This window comes from Comamonas sp. 26 (assembly GCF_002754475.1).
In the GTDB taxonomy this organism is placed as follows: Bacteria; Pseudomonadota; Gammaproteobacteria; order Burkholderiales; family Burkholderiaceae_C; genus Comamonas.
Genome location: NZ_PEFL01000001.1, coordinates 1,231,855 through 1,257,486, shown reverse-complemented (window position 1 = coordinate 1,257,486; position 25,632 = coordinate 1,231,855). Strand labels below are relative to the sequence as shown.

At 52.1% G+C, this 25,632-nt stretch carries 18 protein-coding genes; 14 read left to right on the top strand and 4 right to left on the bottom strand.

What is annotated here, in order from left to right; translation table 11 throughout:
- Positions 1 to 102: 102 nt before the first annotated feature.
- Positions 103 to 1,533, top strand: coding sequence for an FAD-binding oxidoreductase (locus CLU84_RS05745; RefSeq protein WP_099736364.1), 1,431 nt, complete (start codon positions 103 to 105; stop codon positions 1,531 to 1,533).
- Between the two features lie 61 nt (positions 1,534 to 1,594).
- Here CLU84_RS05745 and CLU84_RS05740 read toward each other — a convergent pair whose 3' ends face one another.
- Positions 1,595 to 2,218, bottom strand: a complete 624-nt coding sequence (locus CLU84_RS05740; RefSeq protein ID WP_099736363.1) for a hypothetical protein — start codon at positions 2,216 to 2,218, stop codon at positions 1,595 to 1,597.
- 236 nt (positions 2,219 to 2,454) lie between these two features.
- Here CLU84_RS05740 and CLU84_RS05735 point away from each other — a divergent pair, with 236 nt between their 5' ends.
- The 3 genes from CLU84_RS05735 to CLU84_RS05725 all read left to right on the top strand — a co-directional run bounded on the left by CLU84_RS05735 (position 2,455) and on the right by CLU84_RS05725 (position 5,140).
- Positions 2,455 to 3,270, top strand: a complete 816-nt coding sequence (locus CLU84_RS05735; RefSeq protein WP_199173760.1) for a thymidylate synthase — start codon at positions 2,455 to 2,457, stop codon at positions 3,268 to 3,270.
- 121 nt (positions 3,271 to 3,391) lie between these two features.
- Positions 3,392 to 3,889 (top strand): dihydrofolate reductase, encoded by a 498-nt coding sequence (locus CLU84_RS05730; RefSeq protein ID WP_099736361.1) that lies wholly within the window; start codon positions 3,392 to 3,394, stop codon positions 3,887 to 3,889.
- A gap of 168 nt (positions 3,890 to 4,057) precedes the next feature.
- Positions 4,058 to 5,140: a metallophosphoesterase gene (locus tag CLU84_RS05725; protein WP_099736360.1), complete on the top strand. Its 1,083-nt coding sequence runs from the start codon at positions 4,058 to 4,060 to the stop codon at positions 5,138 to 5,140.
- 54 nt (positions 5,141 to 5,194) lie between these two features.
- Here CLU84_RS05725 and CLU84_RS05720 read toward each other — a convergent pair whose 3' ends face one another.
- Complete coding sequence (locus CLU84_RS05720; RefSeq protein WP_099737887.1) at positions 5,195 to 5,743, bottom strand: lipocalin family protein; 549 nt, start codon at positions 5,741 to 5,743, stop codon at positions 5,195 to 5,197.
- 476 nt (positions 5,744 to 6,219) lie between these two features.
- Here CLU84_RS05720 and CLU84_RS05715 point away from each other — a divergent pair, with 476 nt between their 5' ends.
- From CLU84_RS05715 to CLU84_RS05700, 4 genes are all read left to right on the top strand, one after another.
- Positions 6,220 to 7,485, top strand: a complete 1,266-nt coding sequence (locus tag CLU84_RS05715) for a site-specific integrase (protein WP_099736359.1) — start codon at positions 6,220 to 6,222, stop codon at positions 7,483 to 7,485.
- Positions 7,486 to 7,879: 394 nt separating this feature from the next.
- Entirely contained in the window at positions 7,880 to 8,176 is a 297-nt protein-coding gene (locus CLU84_RS05710; protein ID WP_369826804.1) for a helix-turn-helix transcriptional regulator, read from the top strand.
- Positions 8,177 to 8,323: 147 nt separating this feature from the next.
- Positions 8,324 to 10,021, top strand: a complete 1,698-nt coding sequence (locus CLU84_RS05705) for a DUF927 domain-containing protein (protein ID WP_099736358.1) — start codon at positions 8,324 to 8,326, stop codon at positions 10,019 to 10,021.
- Between the two features lie 235 nt (positions 10,022 to 10,256).
- The gene (locus CLU84_RS05700; protein WP_099736357.1) at positions 10,257 to 11,246 is read left to right on the top strand and encodes a phage/plasmid replication protein, II/X family; all 990 of its coding nucleotides are present in this window, start codon (positions 10,257 to 10,259) and stop codon (positions 11,244 to 11,246) included.
- 52 nt (positions 11,247 to 11,298) lie between these two features.
- Here the strand turns inward: CLU84_RS05700 and CLU84_RS05695 are convergent, their stop codons facing one another.
- Positions 11,299 to 12,090, bottom strand: a complete 792-nt coding sequence (locus CLU84_RS05695; protein ID WP_144445412.1) for a transcriptional regulator domain-containing protein — start codon at positions 12,088 to 12,090, stop codon at positions 11,299 to 11,301.
- Positions 12,091 to 12,647: 557 nt separating this feature from the next.
- On the opposite strand from CLU84_RS05695, the gene CLU84_RS05690 reads away from it, so the two are divergent.
- The 6 genes from CLU84_RS05690 to CLU84_RS05665 all read left to right on the top strand — a co-directional run bounded on the left by CLU84_RS05690 (position 12,648) and on the right by CLU84_RS05665 (position 25,122).
- On the top strand, positions 12,648 to 15,890 hold the full coding sequence (locus CLU84_RS05690; RefSeq protein ID WP_099736355.1) for a helicase-related protein: 3,243 nt from the start codon (positions 12,648 to 12,650) through the stop codon (positions 15,888 to 15,890).
- A complete protein-coding gene (locus CLU84_RS05685; protein ID WP_099736354.1) occupies positions 15,887 to 16,708 on the top strand; it encodes a DUF4391 domain-containing protein in 822 nt (273 codons plus the stop codon). The genes CLU84_RS05690 and CLU84_RS05685 overlap by 4 nt, the downstream gene beginning before the upstream one ends.
- 7 nt (positions 16,709 to 16,715) lie before the next feature.
- On the top strand, positions 16,716 to 18,854 hold the full coding sequence (locus tag CLU84_RS05680; RefSeq protein WP_099736353.1) for a DUF262 and DUF1524 domain-containing protein: 2,139 nt from the start codon (positions 16,716 to 16,718) through the stop codon (positions 18,852 to 18,854).
- A gap of 207 nt (positions 18,855 to 19,061) precedes the next feature.
- Positions 19,062 to 20,987 (top strand): site-specific DNA-methyltransferase, encoded by a 1,926-nt coding sequence (locus tag CLU84_RS05675; RefSeq protein WP_199173692.1) that lies wholly within the window; start codon positions 19,062 to 19,064, stop codon positions 20,985 to 20,987.
- The gene (locus CLU84_RS05670) at positions 20,987 to 22,030 is read left to right on the top strand and encodes a virulence RhuM family protein (protein ID WP_099736352.1); all 1,044 of its coding nucleotides are present in this window, start codon (positions 20,987 to 20,989) and stop codon (positions 22,028 to 22,030) included. Before CLU84_RS05675 ends, CLU84_RS05670 begins: the two co-directional genes overlap by 1 nt.
- Positions 22,027 to 25,122, top strand: coding sequence for a type III restriction-modification system endonuclease (locus CLU84_RS05665; protein ID WP_099736351.1), 3,096 nt, complete (start codon positions 22,027 to 22,029; stop codon positions 25,120 to 25,122). The genes CLU84_RS05670 and CLU84_RS05665 overlap by 4 nt, the downstream gene beginning before the upstream one ends.
- On the opposite strand, the gene CLU84_RS05660 is transcribed toward CLU84_RS05665, so the two are convergent.
- Positions 25,119 to 25,445 (bottom strand): helix-turn-helix domain-containing protein, encoded by a 327-nt coding sequence (locus CLU84_RS05660; protein ID WP_099736350.1) that lies wholly within the window; start codon positions 25,443 to 25,445, stop codon positions 25,119 to 25,121. The genes CLU84_RS05665 and CLU84_RS05660 overlap by 4 nt on opposite strands.
- Between the last annotated feature and the right edge of the window lie 187 nt (positions 25,446 to 25,632).

Genomic DNA, 25,632 nt, shown 5'->3' with positions numbered 1-25,632 from the left:
TCTACGCTTGCGGCTTCGTGGTTTTCCTCGGCCAGCACAGGTATCTGGCTTAGGATTTCCTCTGTTTTCCCTCTCTGCCGCCCCTGCTGCGGCCCGCTTGCCATGACTTCCACTGCTCTGCTTGATTCCCTGCGCCAGATCGTTACTGCCAACCATGTGCTGACCGACGGCGATTTGAGCGCCTATGAACAGGACTGGCGCAAGCGCGTGCACGGCAAGTCGCTGGCCGTGGTGCGCCCCGGCAACACCGCCGAAGTAGCGGCCGTAGTCAAGGCCTGCGCGGCAGCGGGCGTGCAGTTGGTACCCCAGGGCGGCAACACCGGTCTGTCGGTGGGTTCCACCCCTGACCAAAGCGGCCAGCAAATCGTGCTGAACTTGACGCGCCTGAATGCCGTGCGCCATATCGACAAGGACAACCTGACCTTCACCGTCGAAGCGGGCTGCATTCTGCAAAACCTGCAGGAGCTGGCAGACAAGCAAGGCCTGCTGTTCCCTCTGTCGCTGGCCGCCGAAGGCAGTTGCACGATTGGTGGCAATCTGGGCACCAACGCAGGCGGCACACAGGTGGTGCGCTATGGAAATACGCGTGATCTGTGCCTGGGTCTGGAAGTGGTCACGCCGCAGGGCGAGGTCTGGGATGGCCTCAAGGGGCTGCGCAAGGACAACACCGGCTACGACCTGCGCGACCTGTTCATCGGCAGCGAAGGGACGCTGGGCATCATCACTGCCGCGACCATGAAGCTGTTCCCCCAGCCCGCCGCACAACTGACAGCCTTTGCCGCCGTGCCCAGCATGGAAGCCGCCGTGCGCCTGCTGGGTCTGGCGCACCAGCATCTGGGTGCGGGCCTCACGGGCTTTGAAGTCATGGGCCAGTTTGCGCTGTCTCTGGTCGTCAAACACATGCCGCAGCTGCGCGTACCGTTCGCCGATATGGGTGACGAAGCCCCTTACTGCGTGCTGCTGGAAAACAGCGACAGCGAATCCGAGCAACATGCCCGCCTGCGCTTCGAGCACCTGCTCGAACTCGCTTTTGAAGACGGCTGCGTAGTCAATGCCGTGGTAGCAGAGAGCCTGAGCCAGGCCCATGACCTGTGGCATATCCGCGAGAGCATTCCGCTGGCGCAGGCCGAGGAAGGTCTGAACATCAAGCACGACATCTCGGTCGCCGCATCGCGCATTCCGGCCTTTGTGGAGCACGCTGATGAGGTGCTCAAGCGCGAGATTCCCGGCGTGCGCCTGGTCAACTTCGGCCATCTGGGCGACGGCAATCTCCACTACAACGTACAAGTGCCGGAAGGCGAAGACGGCAAGCAGTTTCTGCGCGAGAAAGAAGCGCTGGTCAACCACCTCGTCTATGAAGCCGTGGCGAAGTTTGACGGCTCCTTCTCGGCCGAGCATGGCGTGGGCGCACTCAAGACAGACAAGCTGGAAAAATACCAGTCTCCCGTTGCTCTGCAAATGATGCGCGCTATCAAAAATGCACTGGACCCGCAGGGCATCATGAACCCCGGCGTGGTGCTGACACAGGCCTGATTACCAAGCGCCCACAAAAAAGCCCTGCAAGAAATTGCAGGGCTTTCTGCATGTTCACGACTCAGGAAGCGGGCTGCTGATTGGCAATCAAGGTCTGCATATCCTTGGGCCATGGAATGTCTGCGCCATCCACATCGGTAAACACGATCTGCTTGCCCTCCGTCAGCAGCCAGATGCGCAGGCCATTGCGGGCGGGGTCAATCACCACGCCAGCAGACTCTTCACCGCCCATGCGCTGGCGGTTGCCAAACACGGTCAGCATATTTTCTTGCGTCTCAAGCGGGCCCACGGTCTCCAGATTCTTGAGCACGGTTTCATAGTACTTGCCCGTCAGCGCCTTAAGGCGCTCGGCCAGCACACCGGTTTTCAGATAGTCCACGCCATCCCAGCGGTACTTGCCTTCCATGCTTTTCAGACTGGCCAGCCCCTCTTCGCCATCCTTGGCCACATGCAGCACGCGCACTTGCTCAATGACGGGGCCAGGCACGACCTGCGCGGTCGCCGCAGGAACTGGCTCAGGCACTGTGGCTGCAGGCACGGCTGCTGGCTCAGGAGCCGGTGCAGGTGCTTGCACAGGTGCATCAACGGGCGCTGATGCTGCCGGGGCCTTGGTCTGGTCACAGCCCGCCAGCAAAGCCGCGCAGGCCAGTGCACTGGCGGCAGCAGTCATCAAAATTCGCGACATCCAACAACTCCTTATGTAATGGCTCAATTGTGCAGTTGCAAAAATGCATCAGCCCACTTAACGCCCTAGTACATAGGCTCTTTGATCTGGGCCGCAGGGCCAATCAACCTACACGTGGCAAACTCAAACCATTGCGCCCGCCAGAGTTCTGATCTGGGTGCCAGCCCCATTCAAGAGTCGGCCCGCGTCCTGTACGCTGAGTCGTCCCGTCCATCAATAGCACCATGAACGCCAACATCCCCCTGCGCCCCGTGCGCAACCAGTACGAATCCTTTATGCGCCATGTCTTTGAGCAAGGCGTGGCAAAAGGCGACCGCACCGGCACGGGCACGCGCAGCGTGTTCGGCCACCAGATGCGCTTTGACCTGAGCGAAGGCTTCCCGCTGGTGACGACCAAGAAGGTTCACCTCAAGTCCATCATTCTGGAATTGCTGTGGTTTCTCCGTGGCGACAGCAACGTGAAGTGGCTGCAAGAGCGCGGCTGCACCATCTGGGACGAATGGGCCGACAAGTCCACGGGTGACCTGGGTCCCGTGTACGGCGTGCAGTGGCGCAGCTGGCCCAAGGCCGATGGCACGCATATCGACCAGATTGCAGAAGTCGTCAAACAGCTCAAAAGCAGCCCCGACAGCCGTCGCATCATCGTCAGCGCCTGGAATGTGGCCGAGCTCGACAAGATGGCGCTCATGCCCTGCCACTCGTTTTTCCAGTTCTATGTGGCCGAAGGCAAGCTCAGTTGCCAGCTGTACCAGCGCAGCGCCGATATCTTTTTAGGCGTGCCCTTCAACATCGCCAGCTATGCGCTGCTGACCCATATGCTGGCCCAGCAATGCGACCTGGCAGTGGGTGACTTCATCTGGACCGGCGGCGACTGCCATATCTACAACAACCACTTCGAGCAGGTGCAGACCCAGCTGGCGCGCCAGCCCTTTGCCTACCCGACACTGAACATCAAGCGCAAGCCAGACTCCATCTTCGACTACGAGTTCGACGACTTTGAAGTGCTGGACTATCAGCACCACGCAGGCATCAAGGCGCCTGTCGCGGTTTAAGCCGCACACTATTCACTATAAAAATCAAAGCTGCTTGCGCATGATTTCAATAGGCTTCAAGAGCTTTCATCTCTGAAATCTATGAACAACAAGCGCAAGCAGCTTCTTTATTGATAGCTATATGGCCATCCAACTCATTTACGCCCGCGCAGCCAACGGTGTCATCGGCAAGGACAACACCATGCCCTGGCATCTGCCAGAAGACATGGCTCACTTCAAGGATCTGACCCGGGGCAGCGCCGTCATCATGGGCCGCAAGACTTGGGACTCCCTGCCCGCGCGCTTTCGCCCCCTGCCCGGCCGCACCAATATCGTCGTCACCCGTCAAGGCAACTGGCAGCCCGAACCCGCATCCGACAAAGTGGTTCGCGCAGCCAGCCTTGAAGAGGCGCTGGAGCTGGCCCAGAAACTGTCGCAAGATGTCTGGGTCATAGGCGGCGCGCAAATCTACGTTCAGACCCTGCCCCTGGCCGATGCCGTAGAAGTCACAGAAATCGGCCGCGACTACGAAGGTGATGCCTACGCGCCCGAACTGGGAACCGATTGGAAGGAAGTGCGCCGCAGCAGCCACATTGCCGCCAACGGCCTGCCCTACAACTTTGTGCGCTTTGAACGATAGGTTTCATCACGTCGCCGACTGACACGCAGATAGTCCAGCAAGAGACAGCTTCCCTCTTGCCGCATCACTGCTGCATTGCAACAATCGTCAGGTTCACGCTGGCTTGCCGTATGACAATGGCAAGTCCGTCATCGCCCCTCCAATCGCGCAAGCCCACAGCCCTTAACCATGAGCCTAGTCCAGCCCCTTCCCCCTGGTGCCCTCGACATCGTTGGCGATATCCACGGCGAATACTCCGCGCTGGTGCAGCTTCTGGCCAACCTTGGCTATGACCTGCAAGGCAATCACCCAGACGGCCGACGCCTGGTCTTTGTGGGCGATTTTTGCGACCGCGGGCCAGACAGCCCTTCTGTGCTCGCGCTGGTAGGGGGCATGCTGGCCTCAGGCAAAGCCCATGCAGTGCTGGGCAACCATGAGATCAATCTGCTGCGTGAAGATGCCAAAGACGGCTCCGGCTGGTTCTTTGACAGCCGCGTTGATGCTGATCAGCCCAAATACGCCCCCTTTGCACGCATGCCTGCGGCCGAGGCACCGGCCATGCTCAGGCTACTGAACCAACTGCCCATTGCGCTGGAGCGCGAAGACCTGCGCATCGTGCACGCTGCATGGCGGCCCGAGCAAATTGCCATGATTCGCAAGCTGCCCAGCGGCAGCGCCCGCGCCTCTTACGATCACTTTGAAAAGCTTGCCGATGCACAGTCCACCGCCCAGCGCGTGGCTGAGCGCATGCGCCAGGAAGAGCTCAGCTGGTCGCACAGCCTTGAAGACTACCGCTACGAGCCGCCCTTTCTGCCCGCGCACAGCGAAAACGAGCTGAACAAAGCCATGGTCAACCCCCTCAAGGTGCTGACCGCCGGCGTGGAGCGTGAGTGCCGCAACCCGTTTTACGCAGGCGGCAAATGGCGCTTTGTGGAGCGCGTGGCTTGGTGGAATGAATACAACGAAACGCCAGCCGTCATCGTCGGCCACTACTGGCGCCGCATGCGCGCAGCCGACGCGCCAGCGCACGGCGCGCAGTTTGAAAACCTGTTTGGTGGCACTTCGCCCCTTTCATGGCATGGCCTGCGCAGCAATGTGTTTTGCGTGGACTATTCCGTCGGCGCACGCTGGCTAGATCGCCTGCGCGGCGACAACCCCATTCAACGCAGCAAACTAGCCGCTATGCGCTGGCCCGAGCGCGTGCTGGTCTTTGATGACGGCATGCAAGCCGCAACAGAAAATTTTGGGGTCGAGGTAGTGTTGCGGGACTAAGCCGAACTTGTTACGCACTTAGCCCCGACGTATCAATGGCTGCGCTATCGAGTCTTATTGCGCAACCAGCAGCACACGACTCAGATCCACACCCAGGCTCTGAGCCTTTTCAAGCAGCTGCTTGAACTTCTGCTCAGGGATGGACTTGCTGCGCGAGAGCAGCCAGAAGTAGTCAAGGCTATCGCCAATCACCAGTGAGGTCTGGTAATCATCATCCAGACTCACCACGTTGTAGCCGCCATAAAACGGGCCAAAAAACGAGACCTTGAGAGCAGCCACATCGGGCTTACCCAAAAAACGTGCCTTGCCATTGGCCTGACGCCATTCTTTCTTTGCCGCGTCATAACCCCGGTTGACCACCAGCACCGAGCCATCGTCATTGAGGCTGTAGTTGGCCGACACCTCGGTCAAACCCTTTTCAAACCGGTGGTCGATACGGGCCAGTTCATACCAGGTACCCATATAACGCTTGGCATCAAAACCAGTGACCGGCTTGACGCCTCTTGGCACCGAGACGGCGCAACCCGAAACCACCGCAGCAACGCCAGCCACCGCCACGGTCAAAGCAGCCGTGCGAATCAAAGAGCTTCTCGATAAATGCATTGTTGTGTCCTCAGGTTCAAAGCCCCATTCAACCATCGCTCAGCAGGCCTCGCATCCAAAGCGGGCTTTGCATTCAGTAGATCTGTTGTACAGACAACACCGCCACGAATCCCTTGAAAATCACCTAAACGTCAAGCCGATTCAGAATGCTGGGTAGCTGCTACTGCAAGGCCTTGAACTACTGGTAGATAGACTGGTGGTCAGAGGCCTTTTCAGAGAATCAAGTCCTGTGAAGCCCGCATGAAATAAGGAAAGTTTTAAAAAATGAAAATTGCCACCTGCAATTTTCTGCACGATCTCACAGCGGTTTTCAAAGCCTCACAAAAACCCAAATAACCCTTTGATTTAAAAAGAAAATTGACTTTTTAGAGATCAATTCAAATCGCCACAGCGCACCTCCTGTGGGTAGCTAGCTGGGTAGCCGGTTGGGTAGCTAGAGAGGTGGTCAAATCGCGTGAGTTTCGCAGCGGGGGAACATGCCCAAACTCACCAACTTATTGACAGATAGGCAGCTCAAAAACTGGATATCAAAGGGGGAGGAAATCGCCAAATCTGATGGTGATGGCCTAACCTTCACACTCTCCAAAGCAGGTACCGCATCTTGGGTCTTGCGCTACCGCCTTCACGGTCGGCGCAAAGAAGTCACCCTGGGCAACTACCCCGACATCAGCCTCAGCAACGCACGTGAAAAAGCCCGTGCCTTACGTGCTGCAGTTGATGGCAATGAAGATGTTGCGGCTCAAAAGCAAGTCACCCGCAGCCGTGCTATCGCTGCGTGGACAGTACGCGACCTCGTCAATGACTATCGCGAAAAGCGCTTACGCCTCGACAGCTTTGCCAAAGTGACGGTTCAGTATCGCAACTACGACTTTGACCAAGTCATTCTGCCGCGCCTGGGCTCATGGCAAGTCGAAAAAGTCACCCCTATCGACATCGTTTCCATGTTGAAGGACTGCCAGCGCACATGGACAATCACCAAACGGATTTTGACCACGGCTTCCCAGCTGTTTGACCATGCGTGTGGGCTGACGTTGATTCCCACAAACCCATGTTTCGGCATTAAATTGGCCGCACTCATGGGGCCGCGCCCACCAGTACGCCGTCGCATCATGCTGGATGAAGCGGAGCTGCGCACCTTGTTGCCCACCGTGGACTTGATCGGTCGTCAAAACGGCTTGGCCTTCCGAATTCTGTTGGCCACATGTGTGCGTGGGGTTGAACTGGTCAAGGCCAAGAAGGAGCACCTTTACCTTGACCGTGGTGTGTGGTGGATTCCTGATGATGCGGTCAAAACTCGCAATGGCTTTCTCGTCCCGCTGGTGCCAGCCGTGATTGAGTGGTTTCGTGAGCTTCTGCTCTTTGCCGATGGCTCAGAGTACCTGCTGCCAGCACGTCGCCAGGACCGTCTTCTCGCGCTTGGCGACACCCATGTAGGCACAACAACACTTTGGGCTGCTATCACTCGCGCCTTTGAGCGCGGTGACATCGATATTCGACGCTTCACGCCACATGACACGCGCAGCACAGCCAAGGGACACATGCGCAATATGGGCGTTTCTCGCGAAATTTCCGAAATTGCGCTGAACCACACACTCAAGGGCATGGAAGCCATCTATGACGTGCGTGAGGAAATCCCCGAACGCCGTGAGGCCCTGAAAAAATGGGCTGACTTTTTGATTGCCTGTGAAGCAGGTTCAGCGGCCCCACACCAGATCGTGATTCAGTTTCGGCGCACAGCGTAATCAAGTTGCCCTCAGATGTTCTGAACGGACATCCCTGCCCAAGCGCTTCGGCTAGGTGGCTTGCCCAAGGAATTGGAGCAAGCGACCATACAAACACTTCTGTCGAGCTCTGTAGTTAGTCAATGGCGCTTCCAAGCGAGCGAACGCCTTGAAAAAGAGTGACTACTCGCATTCTTAAAAGCCATCTCGAGCTTTCAACAGCATCTGGCCAAGCCTCAATCTTGTATTAGTTTTTATATATTGATATTTAAAATAAATAGAAAATTTAACATAGGTAAAAAGCAAAATTAAAACTCACCTAGTAGGTAAGTTTTCACAGAAATATGCCACTTGGATTACCCATAAATCTCGGCAAAATTGCATTCATCGATCAGCTAATTGTTTATTTACCTCCATGCAAAAACCTACTCATACACAACCGACCATGTTTAAGCCCCACGTTCAACCGACAAGCACCGAAAAAATGCACTCATCCAAAGTAGACCCCGTTCTGGCCCAATTCGACCGCCTCCCAGATTCAGCGCATATCAGGCTTCATACAGTGACTAAGCTTTTTGGTGTTTCAAAACCTACTATTTATCGTTGGGTTCGTGATCAGAAATTTCCAGCCCCAAAGCACTTTAGCAATCGTGTTTCCTCATGGAATGTCGGGGAGCTGCGCATTGCATTGGGTATGCCCTCTTCCCACTAAAGAAAATAGAAACCTCATCATAAGTGCCTCTTTTTTATTGATGCACAGATCTCTTTGCTACTGCATAACGCGGTAGAGAATTCTCACCCCACACTGACCAGCATCACGACTATATGTGAGCCGCCGGTGTGGAGGAAAGGAAAATTTATGAATCATTCAATCTCCTCAATACAACATAAAGAATTTGAAACCACAAACAATATTCTTTTCCATAGCTTCAAACCTTTAGGTGTCTATAAAAATCAGGCAGGCAATCAGTTTCTTGTCATTCAACGCCTTCACTCTATCCACGAAGAAGCCATCAACATTTCAACGGCTTTACTGGCACACGGACGAGATAGCATCTTAAGCGAGTATCTCATCAAGAATGGCGTTATCGAAATTCTTGGTCACTCAATCAAAGAAGTTAAAAAATCATTAATTCATTTTTTAAAAATCAGCAACAATCTAAACACCATCCTTCTTGACCAAGAAGGATTTCACGAAATAGAAACTACCGAAGGCATCTACTCATGCTTTATTAAAAACTCAAATATTCATTTACCCAAACAACTCCCCGACGGTCATCAAATCATATTAATCGAGAATGCGTTGAGAAAAATTCAGGCCAAAAATAATATTGATTTATTCAATGAAAAATTTCATCGTATCCTAAGTCTTTCTCCACGCTTGCTTGTAACTCTACTTTTTTCTCTAACATCATATTTCTATAAAAGCTTTGGCATATCACCACTATCGTTGATGTTGGTGGGCCCCACTTCAATTGGAAAGTCAATTATTCAATATTTTGTTGGAAATATAGTTAAAGGCAATGCGGATGTACAAACAGTCAATGCAACGACGATTGGATTACACGATTACTGCAGCGAGCAAGGAACCTATTCTGTAAACCTCGAAGATGCACACGGGAAGAAATCAGCGGACCCAATAATTTCACTAATTATGGATGTGGGCAATGAAGCAAGACGTCTTCGCAGTCACCTTGCCTCATCTAACACCAAACCGACAAAGAACATGAGGTGCACGCTGATCATTTCAGCGGAGAAGGACTTAAAAGAAACGGCTATTGAAGGAAATGCAACTCTGCATGGCGGGGTCTCATCTCGAATTTTCTCTATTCACCCTGGTGAATATGGGATGTTTGATGAGCTATGCGGTTTTACTCAAAGTTCAGATCTTGCTGACTTCATTAAAGAAAATAGCACCATGTTTTCAGGTGTTCTTGGCGATTTGGTTGTCTCATCCGTGGCTGCTAATCTTGAAGAACATAAAGATCGCTTTAAGAAAGATGAAAAAATAATTAAGAGGAAGATTCTTAAATCTGCAGGAATTGACGAAGATTTGAGTGGCCCCAATCATCGCATCCTAAATGGACTGACATTTTGCGCCTTTGTTGGTCGTCTGACTATCAAGTACTGCCATTTAAACATTAATAGAAATGATATTGACAATGCTATTGGAATTCTTTTTAAAGAGCTCCTAACACGAAGCAAGAACCATAATAAAAAATCTCAAAACGACGATACATCAATCATAAAAATAATTCGTAACACCATAAAAAACAACATGCAGAAATTTCGCCCCTTCGAGCAATATATCCTCCTTAAGAAGCCAAGCGTCATTGGCTTGCATTTTCAAGATGAATTAGAAGACCTTTATCTTATAAAACCACAAAAATTCAAAGATCTAATAGGAGATCGATGGGACAACAAAGCATTCAAGCAACTGGCAGAGAGTGGCCTCATCAAAACCAGTAAAGGTCGTGGTCATCAGTACCAGAAACGTTTCCCCAACAAGCAACGCATCAATTTTATTGCCATTTCAGGCAGCATCATGGATGAATGATTAGGCGCCAAAGCCTTACTTTATGCGGTGTCACAACAAAAAATTGTGACATTAGCAGACCCTCAATCAACACGATTGATAAGTCAACTGTAATACCCTGCATTTTTACCGTTTTAAGTAAATGGATAGGTATAAGTTGAAAAACCAGTTGACAAGCTTTCTTGTAAATATCAATCGAAGTATTCAGCAACCATCCTTTATGGATTACGTCTGACACGTATCACACAAAAACATCATGAAATACTCTCTGATCGACACAGTCAAATTTTCAGTTGAAATCGACCATGCAAACTGGATTAACAAACAAGCCAAGCTATACACCGAAGATGTTATCAATCCCATAACAAAAGCATGCAGCAGCCCCTATCACAATAAAAAACTAAAAGTCCCAGGGGCATATGGATCAGCAGCAACTGTATGGTCTAAGCGCCAAGGCAGCATTCTACTAATCGAATGTAGCGCAGCAAAATTTTTGAGTGGGCAGAATGTCTTTGGTGATGATGATTTATCAAGCTTAATCACAAATATTGTGAAGAATGTTTGTCTCTATCTAGGCATAACGCCCAAACCATCTGAAAAATTAGACATTAAAAATGGTTATATACGCTTATTTAGAGTGGACCTCGTCAGTCATATAAAACTTCCAGCGCACATTGCCACTTCTGACTTTATTCACGCCTTAAAATCACAGTTGGTCTTTACTCAGCGCTCATTTAGCACATATGGTGATGAAACTATTTACATTGACCAAAGCAGTGATATGAAGACTTTAAAATTTTACGACAAATGGAAAGAGCTGAAAATTCATAAGCTTCCGACTTCTCTTCCGGACAAAGAGCTTATCAAACAGAATGTCAAACACCTGCTGCGTATTGAGATGACTTTTCGCAATCGTTTTTTAAAAAATCACGAAATGTCAATGGTCAGTGAATTCAATATAAAGCATGCTCGAAGACTTATGAAAGATGCAATATCAAACCTAAATCTTACAAATCAATCTTTACGACAAGGAAATTTTGATTCCAACTTTGGTGGACTTAAAAATTGTCTTTTAGCCCTAAATGCAGTTGGAGTCAATTTGAACACGATCATTAATAATAGGCAGCTCAAAGAGCACTCCAAGGAAATTTTAAAAAAAACTGGCATCAACATATTAGTACCAATGTCAGCACTCGAATTGCCAGAAATACCAGTAAAGCGTCACCTGGAAACTATGCGGTTTTGATCCATAGAGTAAATTTTTACCGTGCCAAAAATCTCTATAAATTTTTAGCATTTTAATTTTTAAAGAATTTTTTCATTTTCATATGTTTTTCTATCTTTCCAGAAAAACTTGATTCTTTATCACTCAATAAGATTGATCTGTATTCTTTTGGCTTTTCAAGAGAAGCCTTCATCATCTTATGATATTTACTAACAATCTCAAAGTCTTCTAATTTTCCACCATCTTTATCATAAATTCCATCAGGGAAAATCTGCCTCGCAATATTCGCCCAAGTGGTTTTTTTATCTTTAAGTCTTTCATCATTGATTTTTAAGTGTCTAATATAATTTTTAGTCCAAGTTTTCTTTTTTCTATCATTTTTTCTTTCCACACTCAAATCGGAGTCTTCTTTATTTTTCGCTAGCAGCAATTCTTCTCTATACTGCTTCAGTTCTTTCTTTGCTTTATTTATTTGCGCATCAAACTCAAAATCACCATCCAGAGTCTTATGAACATTGAAAACAATAACAAATTGTCCAGGCTGAATAGATAACTCGATATTATTATCCTCTTCGGCATCAAATGGCCAACATTTAATAGTACCAATGAGAAATATATTACCTGGTTTAACTTTATTATCGTATGACAGAAATTTTTTCAGACCATATTTTTCAGCGATAATTCTCTCAAAAACTATTCTCCTTGACTGATCCATCTTATTTAATTCATCACACTCTTTTCTAAATTCTTGATTTCTTTTCAAGAACTCCCAGGCCCAGCGTTGATTTCCCCATAGGTGATATCCAGGATATTCTTTTTCCCATTGAAGGATCATTTCTTTATTTTTCTCAATTGGATTTTCCATTTTATATTTATTTAAATATCGAATTTTATTTAAAACCAACTATTGCACATCAACCTGGATGATTAATTAGTTGAATTAAACTCCATAAAGAATTTTATGCGATAACGGCCTATAACGAGCAACAGTGATAATCAAATGGCTTTGCTGCTTTCTTGAATTGCATAAGATCACAAGAATCATCATTTTCACTCAAAATCTACTTGGCAAGTGCTCATCGTAATATAGCAATCCAAAGCCTCTTTTTCTGCAGTTACACCATGTCGCGAAATCAAGCTAACGTAGCCTCGTGACCATAAATGCGGCCGATTTGGGCATGTCACTTGTAGAAGGTCACATCGCAGAAGCTACTCAGGTGGCACAGATCCTTGCCCTCATGACGCAATCACTACGCTTGACAACCCAGATGACTTGCAGCTCTTTTTAATACCCGTTCCTTCTTTAAAAATGAACTCAACGAACCTTCAGTTGGTGCCGTCCATGGGAACTGGTCAAGTGACCGCCATCCACTAATTGATAATCTGGTAAGAACAAATGCAGCATCGGAGGGATAGAGAGCAATGAAGTTCATCAGCAATGCCGGCTCTGACCGGGTTCTGGACCTGATTCGTCCTGCGTTAGGACGTGGGCACAAGCTGGACATAGTCTCAGACACGTTCTCCCTGTTTGCTTTTGCTGAACTGCTCACTGAGTTATCCGAGCTGGAGAAAGCGCGCATCGTCGTCCCGCCCCCCAAGCAAAGCAGCACTCTTCTTCCATACTTCCAGACAGACCACCTTGGCTTGCTTGGTTCCACTGGTGACCGCCCTTCACGTAACAAGCTTCAGGTGCATTGGTTGGCCCGCAAGCTAATGCACTGGCTGGAGGTCAAAGCAGATGTTCGACATGCCAAAGGGGCTGTGCCTCAAGGCACGTTCGTCTTGCGTGACGACAGCAACTTGGCGCAGCAAGCCGCCCTGGGTTCCTTTGGCTTTGGCTCTGAAGGTTTGGGTATCACTTCTGGCAATCCATTGAGTCTAATTCAGGCATCTGAAAACGCAGCGGAAGCCCAAATGCTCAGCCAATGGTTTGATCAGCAATGGACGCAGCTTGCAGAGCATCCTGAAGCAAAAACCTCGCTGCTTTCTGCTGTCAAAGAGCTGGCCAACCATCGTGATGCGGCCAGTGTCTACGCCTTGGTGCTTCACCAGCTGTTTGCCAAAGAAGAGCTGGATGAGGAAAAAATCGTCAAATCAGCCACGGGCATACGCAACACTGTCGTCTGGAAAAAGCTCTATAAATTTCAAAGAGATGGCGTCGTAGGCGCCATCGAGAAGCTGCAACGCTTTGGTGGCTGCATCATTGCAGACAGCGTTGGCCTCGGCAAAACCTTTGAAGCCCTCGCCGTCATCAAATACCACGAACTACGCAACGATCGCGTGCTAGTGCTGTGCCCCAAACGCTTGCGCGACAACTGGACACTCTACAAGGCGAATGATCAACGCAACGTCCTTGCACCTGATCGATTCAACTACGACGTTCTCAATCACACAGACCTCACCCGAGACAAAGGCAGCTCCGGCGACATCGACTTGGCGCACGTAAACTGGGGCAACTATGACCTGATCGTCATCGATGAATCTCATAACTTTCGCAACAAAGCTGCGAACAAGGGACGCGAGACACGCTATGACAAGCTGATGCGCAAGATCATCCGCGAAGGGGTCAAAACACGGGTACTGATGCTGTCAGCCACGCCTGTGAACAATCGCCTGGCAGACCTACGCAATCAGATTGCTTTCGTGACCGAGGGCAATGACACAGCACTTTTTGAGCATGGCATCGCCAGCATCGATAGCACCACACGCCGTGCCCAGAAAGCCTTTAACCGCTGGCTAGATCTACCTCCTGAAGAAAAATCACCAGCGTTACTGGTGGAAATGCTGGGCTTTGACTACTTTGCCTTGCTGGACCACCTGACCATCGCACGCTCGCGCCGCCATATTGAAAAATATTACGGTACGGCAGAGACTGGCCGCTTCCCTGAGCGCTTGCCTCCCATCAACATCAAAGCCGATGTGGACCGTGCGGGCGAATTCCGCTCCATCCGCGACATCAATCTGGAAATCCGACGGCTCAACCTTTCTGCGTATGCGCCCCTGCGCTATGTGCTGCCGCACAAGCAAGAAGCCTATGACCAGAAGTACAGCACCCAAATTCGTGGCGGCGAGAGCTTCTTCCGCCAAGCAGACCGTGAAGAAAGCCTGATTCACCTGCTGCGTGTCAACGTGCTTAAACGCATGGAAAGTGCTGTGTCTTCGTTTGCCTTGACCGTGCAGCGACAGCTGCGCGATGTGGAAAGCATGCTGGCGCGCATCGAAGCTCACCAGGAAGAAATTGAAGAGCTCGACATTGCCGATGTGGACATTGACGACCCCGCCTTTGAATCCCTCTTGGTAGGCCGCAAAGTCAAAGTTTTGTTGACCGACGTTGACCTGCTGCGCTGGCAGCAAGACTTGATTGAAGATCGCAACCGCCTAGCCACCTTGTACGCTGCGGCTGAACAAGTCAGCTTTGTCCGCGATGACAAGCTCCAGAAATTGCGTGAACTGATCGCTCATAAATGCCAGCAGCCGATCAACTCCGGTAACCGCAAAGTGATCGTATTCACAGCCTTTGCCGATACGGCAAACTACCTTTATCAACACCTTGCTACCTGGGCCAAGTCAGAGCTGGGCATTGAGTCGGCATTGGTGACAGGCGCAGGGCGTAACCAAACCACATTGCCAGAACTGCGCCGTGACCTGAGCAGTATCTTGGCTGCCTTTTCCCCACGCTCCAAAGAGCGGCCCGAGGCACTGGCGCATGAAGGCGAGTTGGACTTGCTCATTGCCACCGACTGCATCAGCGAAGGCCAAAACCTGCAAGACTGTGACTGGCTGATCAACTACGACATTCACTGGAACCCAGTGCGAATCATCCAGCGATTTGGACGAATTGACCGCATTGGCTCCACCAACAGCAGTATTCAGCTGGTGAACTTCTGGCCCAACATGGAGCTGGAGGAATACATCAACCTGGAGCAACGGGTCAGCGGTCGCATGGTGCTGCTGGACATTTCCGCCACAGGTGAAGAAAACATCATTGAAGAGCAATCCGGCAACCAGATGAATGATCTGGAATACCGCCGCAACCAACTGCTCAAGCTGCAAGAAACTGTCATTGACCTGGAAGACCTCTCCAGCGGCGTTGCCATCACCGACCTGACGCTGACCGACTTCCGCATCAACCTAGCCGAATACACACGCGAACACCCCGACAAACTGGAAGGCATGCCCTTGGGCTGCTTTGCCGTTACCACCAGCATTGATGCCGATATTCCACCGGGCATTCTGTTTTGCCTACGTGCCGAAGGTGCAGCTGCTCAAAAAATGGTGGATGCCAGCTACCCCCTGGCCCCTCATTACTTGGTGCACGTCGGCAACGATGGTGCAGTGCTGCTGCCTTACACCCAGGCCAAACGCTTGTTAGATCGGCTCAAACGCTTGAGCATAGGCCGTGACCTACCCGATGCCACAGCATGCGCTCGTTTTGACAGCGCTACTCGCCATGGCCAAGACATGCACCATGCGCAAAAACTGCTCGCTGCTGCAGTGGGATCGATTGTTGGCAAATCCGAAGAGCGTGCCGTGGCCAGCTTGTTTTCACCGGGTGGCACCCACGCCATGCAGGGCGAATTCGCAGGGGCCAATGACTTTGAAGTGGTTGCCTACCTGATCATCTTGCCCAACGAGCAAGAGGCGCAGGAAGCCCAGGCCACATGAGTACACCCAGCCTCCACGCCCAGCAATTGCTGGCGGCACTTGCTGTGCCCACCGCCGCACTGGTGCAAAAGCGCATTCCCAAAAAAATGCTGGCCGAAAGCGGGGCTGCCACCGCCGCTGACCGCAAGCTGGTGCAAGATCACATTGAAGAACTCACCTGGTATGCGGCCCTCAAGCCCGGCAATGTCGGTGTTGCGGTGTATGAAGATGAACAGCGCAGCTACCTAGAGGTGGCCGTGGTCATTGCCCAGCTTCGCGCTGAAAAAGCTTCCCAGGCTACGGCCACTGCCCAGTTAGCAGCTCGCCCTGTCAGCATTAGCGCCAACATCAAGCGAGTGGCGGAGCTGGTTCACCGCGCCATCCCTTACCCCACCTTGCTAATGCTGGATAGCGGTGGGCAACTGCTCGTTTCCATGGCACACATTCGCAAGGCACAGCGCGAGTTAGAGAAAACCGTGCTGGATGAAGCCCCTACCATCACAGCCCTTGGGGCTGGTGCTACGGCAGAGGCATTTTTGCAAGCTGTGGCCTTGAACAAGCAGCCCACCCAACATCTGCAAGCCCTGTACCAAGGCTGGTTTGACACCTTGTCAGCTTGGCAGGCCGTGGAATTGACTGGGCAATTCAGCCCCAGTCACAGTCCACAGCAAGCCGTCCAGCGCCGAGCGGCCCTGCACGCCTGCAGAGAGCTAGACGCACGCATTGCCGCAGCACGCGCCGCTGCAGCCAAAGAAAAACAACTGGCCCGGCAAGTGGCCGCCAATTTAGAAATCAAAGCCCTGTTGGTCCAGCGTCAACAAGCAGCTCAAAACCTTTGAGGGAAAAATGAAAGCGACCGAAGCCAATTTGCTCAAGTTCTTGCGCAAGTCACCACAATTTGTGATTCCCATTTACCAGCGCAATTACTCTTGGACAGAAGAGCAATGCCGTCAGCTATGGGCAGACTTGATGCGGGCTGGACGTGATAACAAAGTGAATGCCCATTTCATTGGCTCCATCGTCTATGTAGAACGCGGCTTGTCCACAGTAACGACCGAAGAGGCTTTGTTGGTGATCGATGGTCAACAACGTTTGACCACCAGCACCTTGTTGATTGCAGCGCTGGCCCAACACTTCAAAACCCACAATGTGGCTGAGTTGCTGGATGCTTTTTCCTTCAAAAAACTGCGCAACTACTACCTACTGAACCCTGATGAGGATGGCGATCGCCATTACAAGCTCATCCTGTCAGAAACAGACAAAGACACCTTGCTGGCCCTGCTGCAGGACACTCCCATGCCCGCGCAAACCAGCACACGCATCACTGAAAACTATGCGCTGTTCCAAAGCCTGATTGAAGAGCACCAGCACGAGCTGGAAGCCATCTGCCAAGGGCTGGCCAAATTGGTCATCGTGGATGTGGCCTTGGACCGCTCACAAGACAACCCCCAGTTGATTTTTGAGAGCATGAACTCCACGGGGCTGGAGCTCAGCCAGGCCGACCTCATTCGCAACTATATCCTGATGGGGCTGGAGCCCAAACTTCAGACTGAGCTCTACAACACCTACTGGCGGCCCATGGAAAAGGCATTTGGCCAGGCCGCCTATGTGGTGCACTTTGACGCTTTCATGCGCCACTACCTCACCACCAAGACGGGCGAAATTCCCAACATGCGTGAGGTGTACCTTGCGTTCAAAGCCTTTGCCCAAAAACAACCCGACACCAACACACGCACACGCGACCTGGTAGCCGACATCCACGCCTACGCCTTGTACTACTGCGCCATGGCTTTGGGCACAGAGACAGATGCAGGCTTGAAGCAAGCCTTCCATGACCTGCGGGAATTGAAAGTGGATGTGGCCTACCCTTTCTTGCTGGACGTGTACCACGACTACAAACAAGGCCGTTTGAGCAGCGATGAAGCCTTGCAGATCGTGCGCCTGGTGGAAAGCTATGTCTTTCGCCGCGCCATCTGCTCCATTCCCACTAATTCGCTGAACAAAACCTTTGCCGGCCTGAGCCGCACGCTCAAAAAAGACCGTTACCTGGAAAGCGTGAAAGCTGCGCTGCTGCTACTGCCCTCATACCGCCGCTTTCCCAGAGATGAAGAGTTTCAACGCGAAATCAAGGTGCGCGACCTCTACAACTTCCGCAGTCGCAGCTACTGGCTACGCCGTTTGGAAAATCACGGCCGCAAAGAGCGTGTGGTGGTAGAGGACTACACCATCGAGCACATCCTGCCGCAAAACACAGACCTTTCCACCGAATGGCAGCAAGAGTTAGGGCCTGAGTGGCCGCGCATTCAAGAGGAATGGCTGCACACCCTGGGCAACCTCACGCTCACCGGCTACAACAGCGAATATAGTGACCGCCCCTTTGCCTACAAACGCGATCAAGTCACAGACAAAGGCGACCACCCCATTGGCTTTGCCAGCAGCCCGCTTAAGTTGAACCTGGGCTTGGGCGCAGTCGCGCAGTGGGACGAATCGGCCATCAAAGCCCGTGCCGAACGTTTGGCCACTGACGCCGCCAAAGTATGGAAATTGCCTGCGTTGGACAATAGCGTGCTTGACGCCTACCGATCCACACCAGCCAAAACTGGACAAACCTACAGCATTGCTGATCACCCTTACCTGGACACGGGTGCCATGCAGCCCGTGTTTGAGGCCCTGCGCAAAGCAGTTCAGGCACTCAACCCCAACGTCACCGAAGAGTTTTTGAAGCTTTACGTGGCCTTCAAGGCTGAGACCAACTTTGTCGATGTGGTGCCGCAGGCCAGGCGCCTGCGACTGGTGCTGAACATAGACATCGCTGAGCTTGATGACCCACGCGGCCTATGCCGCGACATTTCCAATATTGAGAGCTGGGGCAATGGCAACGTGGATGTGGGCCTGAGCAGCTTGGACGAATTGCCGTATGTGCTGGGGTTGATTCGCCAAGCATTGGACCGTCAGATGGGCGACCCACAAGACGATGGATACTGACCCAGTTGCTGTCCACCTCTGCAGCACCTTATGAAAACCTAAAAAGATAGCTGTTTGCGTAAAACTACATTTGCTTTAAAAGAAAAAAGCAGTCAAAACACAAGCCAAACAAGCGCTTCCAGCTATCTTTTTTGCTGATTAAAACTTGCTGACTTCGCACCAAGATATGACGCAGCCAACAAGCTCCCCAAAATTTGAGCAATTCCTATGACGATACAAAAAATCGAAGCCCACTCCCCCGAGGCACAAAGCGCCAACCTGGTGGCCAACAACATTGAAAAGCTCAAAGCCCTGTTTCCCGAGCTGCTGACCGAAAGCGTGGTCAATGGCCAAACCACCGCAGCTTTGAACATGGATGTGCTCAAGGCATTGGTGGGAGACGCTGCCGTCACCGACAGCGACGAAAAATACGGCCTGAATTGGCATGGCAAGCGCCGTGCGCGCCAGATTGCCCTGACGCCCAGCACCGGCACGCTACGCCCCGCCAAAGAAGAAAGCGTGGATTGGGACACCACCCAAAACCTGATGATTGAGGGCGACAACCTCGAAGTGCTCAAGCTGCTGCAAAAGAGCTATGGCCGCGACGGTGGGCAAGCCAAACTGATCTACATTGATCCCCCCTACAACACGGGCAAGGACTTTGTGTATCCCGACAATTTTCAGGACAACATCAAAAACTACCTGGAGTTGACGGGTCAAACCGAAGGCGGCGCCAAGATCAGCAGCAACACCGACGCCAGCGGACGCTTCCATACCGACTGGCTGAACATGATCTACCCACGCTTGAAGCTTGCCCGCAACCTTCTTAAGTCAGATGGCGTGGTCTTTGTCAGTATTGCTGACCATGAAATTCACAACCTTCGTGCAGTGATGAACGAAGTGTTTGGGGAGGAGAACTTTATCGCTGCCGTCATTTGGCAGAAGGTTTTTTCGCCTAAGAACTCCGCTCGGCACTTCTCTGAAGATCACGACTACATCGTGGTTTATGCAAAAAATGCTGAAACGTGGGGGCCACGCCTTCTCCCCAGAACAGAAGAGATGGAAGCGCGTTATGCCAACCCTGATGACGATAAACGCGGCCCGTGGACCTCTGGTGACCTATCAGCTCGTAACTTTTATGGAGAAGGCACATACTCGGTAACCTGTCCTTCTGGACGAGTTATTGAGGGACCACCTCCTGGTACTTATTGGCGAGTTTCCAAGAAAAAGTTTAATGAATTGGATGCTGATGGACGAATCTGGTGGGGCGCAGATGGCGGCAACATGCCACGTCTTAAAAGATTTTTGTCTGAAGTCAAGTCTGGGCGTGTGCCTCAAACCCTTTGGACGTATAGCGAAGTTGGGCATACACAAGAGGCCAAAAAGGAACTGATTGCCACAGTTGACTTCCCCAACTCTGACGTGGTGTTTGATACGCCCAAGCCCACACGGCTTCTTCGACGCATCCTGCAAATCGCGACAGCGCCTGAGTCTCAAGATCTAGTGATCGATTTTTTTGCGGGCACAGGCAGCACGATGGACGCGGTCTTTCAGCAAAATGCTGAAGATGGCGGCAACCGCCGCTGTGTTTTGGTGCAGCTACCTGAGCCACTGACAGGTGGTGAATCAGCTGGATGGACATCGATTGCCGATATCACAAAAGCTCGACTGGTTGGCGCAGGCAAGCGCCTGCGTGCTGCAGATGCGGCTAAAGCAGGTGACGTGGGTTTTCGCGTTTTCAAACTGGATACCTCCAACATTCGCGCTTGGAAGCCCAACGCCAACGATTTAAAAGAATCGCTGTTTGACAATCTGGAGCATATTGAGCCCGGTCGCAGCAACGATGACCTACTGTACGAAGTGCTACTTAAGCTCGGATTGGATCTTTGTGTACCCATGGAAAGCCAGCAGATTGCAGGCAAAACCGTACACAGCATTGGCGGTGGCGCGCTCATGACCTGCTTGGATGCACACATTGGCGTGACTGATGCCGAAGGCTTGGCCCTGGGCATGACCCAGTGGCGTGAAGCACAAGGCACGGCAACTGAGACCACGGCCGTCTTCCCCGATAGCGCGTTTGAAAATGACGTGGCCAAGAGCAATCTGGCGGCCATCTTGGAGCAGCACGGTATCAAGCACGTGCGGAGCCTGTGATGAGCGAGTTCTTGATTTACCAAGCTGAAGACGGCAAAGCCCAGCTTTCCGTGCTGCTGGACAATGAAGATCTGTGGCTAAGCCAAAAGCAGCTGACTGAGCTGTTTGGCAAAGCTAAAGGTACGATCAGCGAGCACATCAAGCACATTTTTGAAGATGGTGAATTGCACGAAGCTTCAGTTGTTCGGTTTTACCGAACAACTGCCGCAGATGGCAAAAGCTACGAGGTAGCGCACTACAACCTAGAGATGGTGCTGGCCCTGGGCTTCCGAGTGCGCAGCCAGGCTGGCGTGCGCTTTCGGCAGTGGGCCAATGCCCAGTTGAAGGAGTTCATCGTCAAGGGCTTTGTGCTGGATGATGAACGGCTAAAGAACCCGCCTGTGGCTGGGTCAGTGGTGCCCGACTACTTTGCCCAACTGCTGGAGCGGGTGCGAGACATTCGCGCCAGCGAGCGGCGCATGTATTTGCGGGTGCGCGAAATTTTCGCCATGGCCGCAGATTACGAGCCCTCCTTGCCCGAAACCACTACGTTTTTCCGCATCATCCAAAACAAGCTGCACTTTGCAGTGACTGGCAAAACAGCCGCTGAAATCATTCGTGACCGTGTGGATGCCGCGCAGCCCAATATGGGCTTGGCCACTTGGAAAGGCCAATGGCTGACCAAGGCCGATGTGACCGTGGCCAAGAACTATCTGACAGAAACAGAAATCAGCGAACTTAACCGCATTGTGGTGATGTGGCTTGACTTTGCAGAAGACCAAGCCTTGCGCCGCAAGCAAGTGTTTTTGTCCGACTGGACTGCCAAGCTGGACGCATTCCTGCAATTCAACGACCGGCAAGTGTTGTCGGATGCCGGCAAAGTGACCAAAAAGCAGGCCGATGCCAAAGCATTGGCCGAGTATGAAAAATTTGCTGAGCAGCGCCGTGCCATGCTTGAGCAGCAGGGAGAGGCTGATGCAATGAACGCCTTGATCAACGTCAGCAAAGCGCTCCTGTCAAACGATATGCCACCCAGCACCACACAACGCAAAAAAAATCCATGAAACTGCATTTTGAATCTGACCTTCCCTACCAAAAAGCAGCGATGGATGCCGTATGCGATCTATTTCGTGGGCAGGAGGTTTTTCATTCGGTTTTTTCGGTGGCTGCCCCTGTAGCCACAGACGACCAGCAGCGCAGCTTTGAAGGCAAGCAGTTCTCAGACAGCGGTGGCGTGGGCAACGCCTTGAAGCTGCTGCCGGACATTGAAATTTCTGAAAACCTGCAAAAAGTGCAGTTGCGCAATGGCGTGCCGCCATCTGCCAAGCTAAACCCTAAGCAGGCACTGGACTTCACCGTAGAAATGGAAACCGGCACGGGCAAAACCTATGTGTACCTGCGCACGGTATTTGAGCTGAACGAGCGCTACGGCTTTACCAAGTTTGTGGTGGTTGTGCCGTCGGTGGCCATCAAGGAAGGGGTGAACAAAACCCTGCAGATCACCCGCGAGCACTTTGAAGGCTTGTACCCCGGAGCCAAAGGCTATGAGTTCTTTCAGTACAACTCAGACCGCTTAGGTGAGGTGCGCAATTTTGCAACCAGCCCCAATATTCAAATCATGGTCATCACCGTGGGTGCCATCAACAAGTTTGGGGATGAAGCAGCCGCTGCCGCAGAAGAATCTGATGAAGCCAAGCGCCGCGAAAAGTCAAAGAACAAGATGTACCGCGCCAGCGAGAAAACGGGCGGTGAGCGCCCGATTGACCTGATCCGCAGCACGCGCCCCATCTTGATCGTGGATGAGCCGCAAAGTGTGGATGGCGGCATGGACGGCAAGGGCAAAAAAGCCTTGGCACACATGGACCCGTTGTGCACGCTGCGTTATTCAGCCACCCATGTGGACAAGCACAACATGGTGTACCGGCTGGATGCGGTGGATGCGTATGAGCAAAAGCTGGTCAAGCAAATTGAGGTAGCTGCAGCCACCGTGCAAGGTGGAAGCAACAAACCTTATGTGAAGCTGCTGACCGTGGCCAACAAAAAAGGCGTCATTACTGCCAGCATTGAAGTGGACCGCGAGAACGCCGCAGGCGCTGTGCGGCGCGAAACGATCACGGTGCAAGATGGCTTCGACCTAGAACAAGAGACAGGCCGCCCGCTTTACGCCAATGTGCGCATTGGCGAAATTCGTGCAGCCAAGGCGGATCAGTTCGTTGAGCTGAAAGTGCCTGGTGGTGAAGAGTTCTTGCGTGTGGGCGAGGCTTGGGGCGATGTAGACCCCAGGGCCGTGCAGCGCGCCATGATTGCCCGCACTATCAAAGAGCACCTGGACAAAGAGAAACGCCTGCGTCCCTTGGGCGTGAAGGTGCTGAGCCTGTTCTTTATCGATGAAGTGGCCAAGTATCGCCAGTACGACGAACAGGGCAACGCTGTCAAAGGCGAGTACGCCTTGATGTTTGAGGAAGAGTACAAACGCCTGGCCAAGCACCCGGACTACCAAAGCCTGTTTGCAGAAGTGGACCTGTCGGCAGCGGCCAGCGAGGTGCACAACGGCTACTTCTCCATCGACAAGAAAAAAATTGGTGGCAAAACGGTGGAGGTGGTGAAGGACACCAGCGGCAGCACCGCCGCGGATGACGACACCTACAGCCTGATCATGCGTGACAAGGAAAAGCTGCTGAGCTTTTCATCGCCACTGAAATTCATCTTTTCGCACTCGGCACTGAAAGAAGGCTGGGACAACCCGAACGTCTTTCAAATCTGCAATTTCTCCACCCGCGATACGGAGCGCTGGCGCCGTCAGACCATTGGCCGTGGCCTGCGCCTGTGCGTGAACCAAAAGGGCGAGCGCTTGCGTGGCTTTGAGGTCAACACCTTGACGGTGATTGCGACCGAGAGCTACGAGCAGTTTGCCGAAAACCTGCAGCGCGACATTGAAAAAGACACGGGGATTCAGTTTGGCATTGTCAAAGACCATGAGTTCGCAGGCATTGGCGTAGGCCAGGAAAACGGCAATGTGGCTCCCTTGGGGTTTGATGCATCCAAGGCGCTGTGGGCGCATTTGAAGTCACAAGGCTACATCGACAGCAAAGGCAAGGTGCAGGACACCCTGCGCACCGCCCTAAAGGAAGGTACCTTGGTACTGCCCGAAGAGTTCACTGCACAAAAAGATCAAATTGCCGCTGTGCTGAAAAAGATCACCGGCAAGCTGGAGATCAAAGATGCAGATGAGCGCAAGACTGTTCCCGTGCGCAAGTCGGTCCTTGTGAGCCCAGAATTCAAGGCGCTGTGGGATCGCATCAAGCACAAGACCACCTACCGTGTGCAATTTGACAATGCCCTGTTGATCAAAAAATGCATTGATGCTTTGAATGACATGCCCCCTGTGGCCAAGACGCGCCTGCTCTGGAAAAAGGCTGAAATGTCCATCACCAAAGCGGGGGTGGATGCATCGGAGGTGGCAGTTTCCAGCCCTGTCGCAATTGATGAAAACGACATCGAATTGCCTGATGTGCTGACCGAGTTGCAGGATCGTACCCAGCTGACACGTAAAACGATTGCATACATCCTCACCGAAAGCACTCGCCTGCAGGAGTTCAAGCGCAATCCGCAGCAATTCATTGAATTGACGGCCGATGCCATCAACCGCTGCAAACGTTTGGCCTTGGTGGATGGCATCAAGTACCAGCGGCTGGGCGACGACGACTACTACGCCCAGGAGCTGTTTGAAACCGAAGAGCTAACGGGCTACCTGAAGAACTTGGTGCAGGACACACAAAAGTCCGTTTATCAGCACGTGGTCTATGACTCTGCCGTTGAACGTGACTTTGCTGAAACCTTAGAGAAAAACGAGGCCGTGAAAGTCTATGCCAAGCTACCCGGCTGGTTCAAGGTGCCCACACCCTTGGGAACTTACAACCCTGACTGGGCCGTGCTGATTGAACGCGATGGCCAAGAGCGTTTGTACTTCGTTGTTGAAACGAAAAGCAGCCTGTTTGAGGATGACCTGCGCGACCGTGAGGGTGGCAAGATCAAGTGCGGGGCCGCGCACTTTGAAGCTTTAGCTGTCGACGAAAACCCGGCAATTTACGGCAAGTTCAAAGACGTGGATGGTCTTATTGAGCGCGCCCATCTTGTCGAAGGTACTTCGGCTTAAGTACTCTGCGAAGGCTGGTTAGCAAGAAGCGTTTGAATCTTCAGACGGACTTCGTCACCAGCCTTGCTGTACTTGAACAACAGTTCAGCAATTTCATCGTCCGTGTCGGCGTAGAAAAACGCCATCGGCACCTTCAGCACCTCAGCCAACTTCCGCACCGTCAGCAAGTCTGGCTTGTGGATGCCAAGTTCATAGCGATTGATGCGCGTGCTGGCTACGAACGCATCGATTCCCGCCTCAATCCCCAGCATCTTTTGCGACAGCCCCGCAGCCAAGCGGGCCTGTTTGAGCCTCGCGCCCCATTGTTCATCCGCGTCGGACATCTCGCACCTTCAAAAGGCTACGAGATTCGTAGTTATGCTTTATTCTCGATACTACGAGTTACGTAGTTATGCTGTGGCGCGATGCGGTTGCTCAGCTCAATAAGAAGGACAAAGCATGGTAGTGAGAGAGGGAATGCGCTGGTGCACAGCAGTGGGAGTGTTGGGGCTTGCTCTGGGCGCTTGGGCA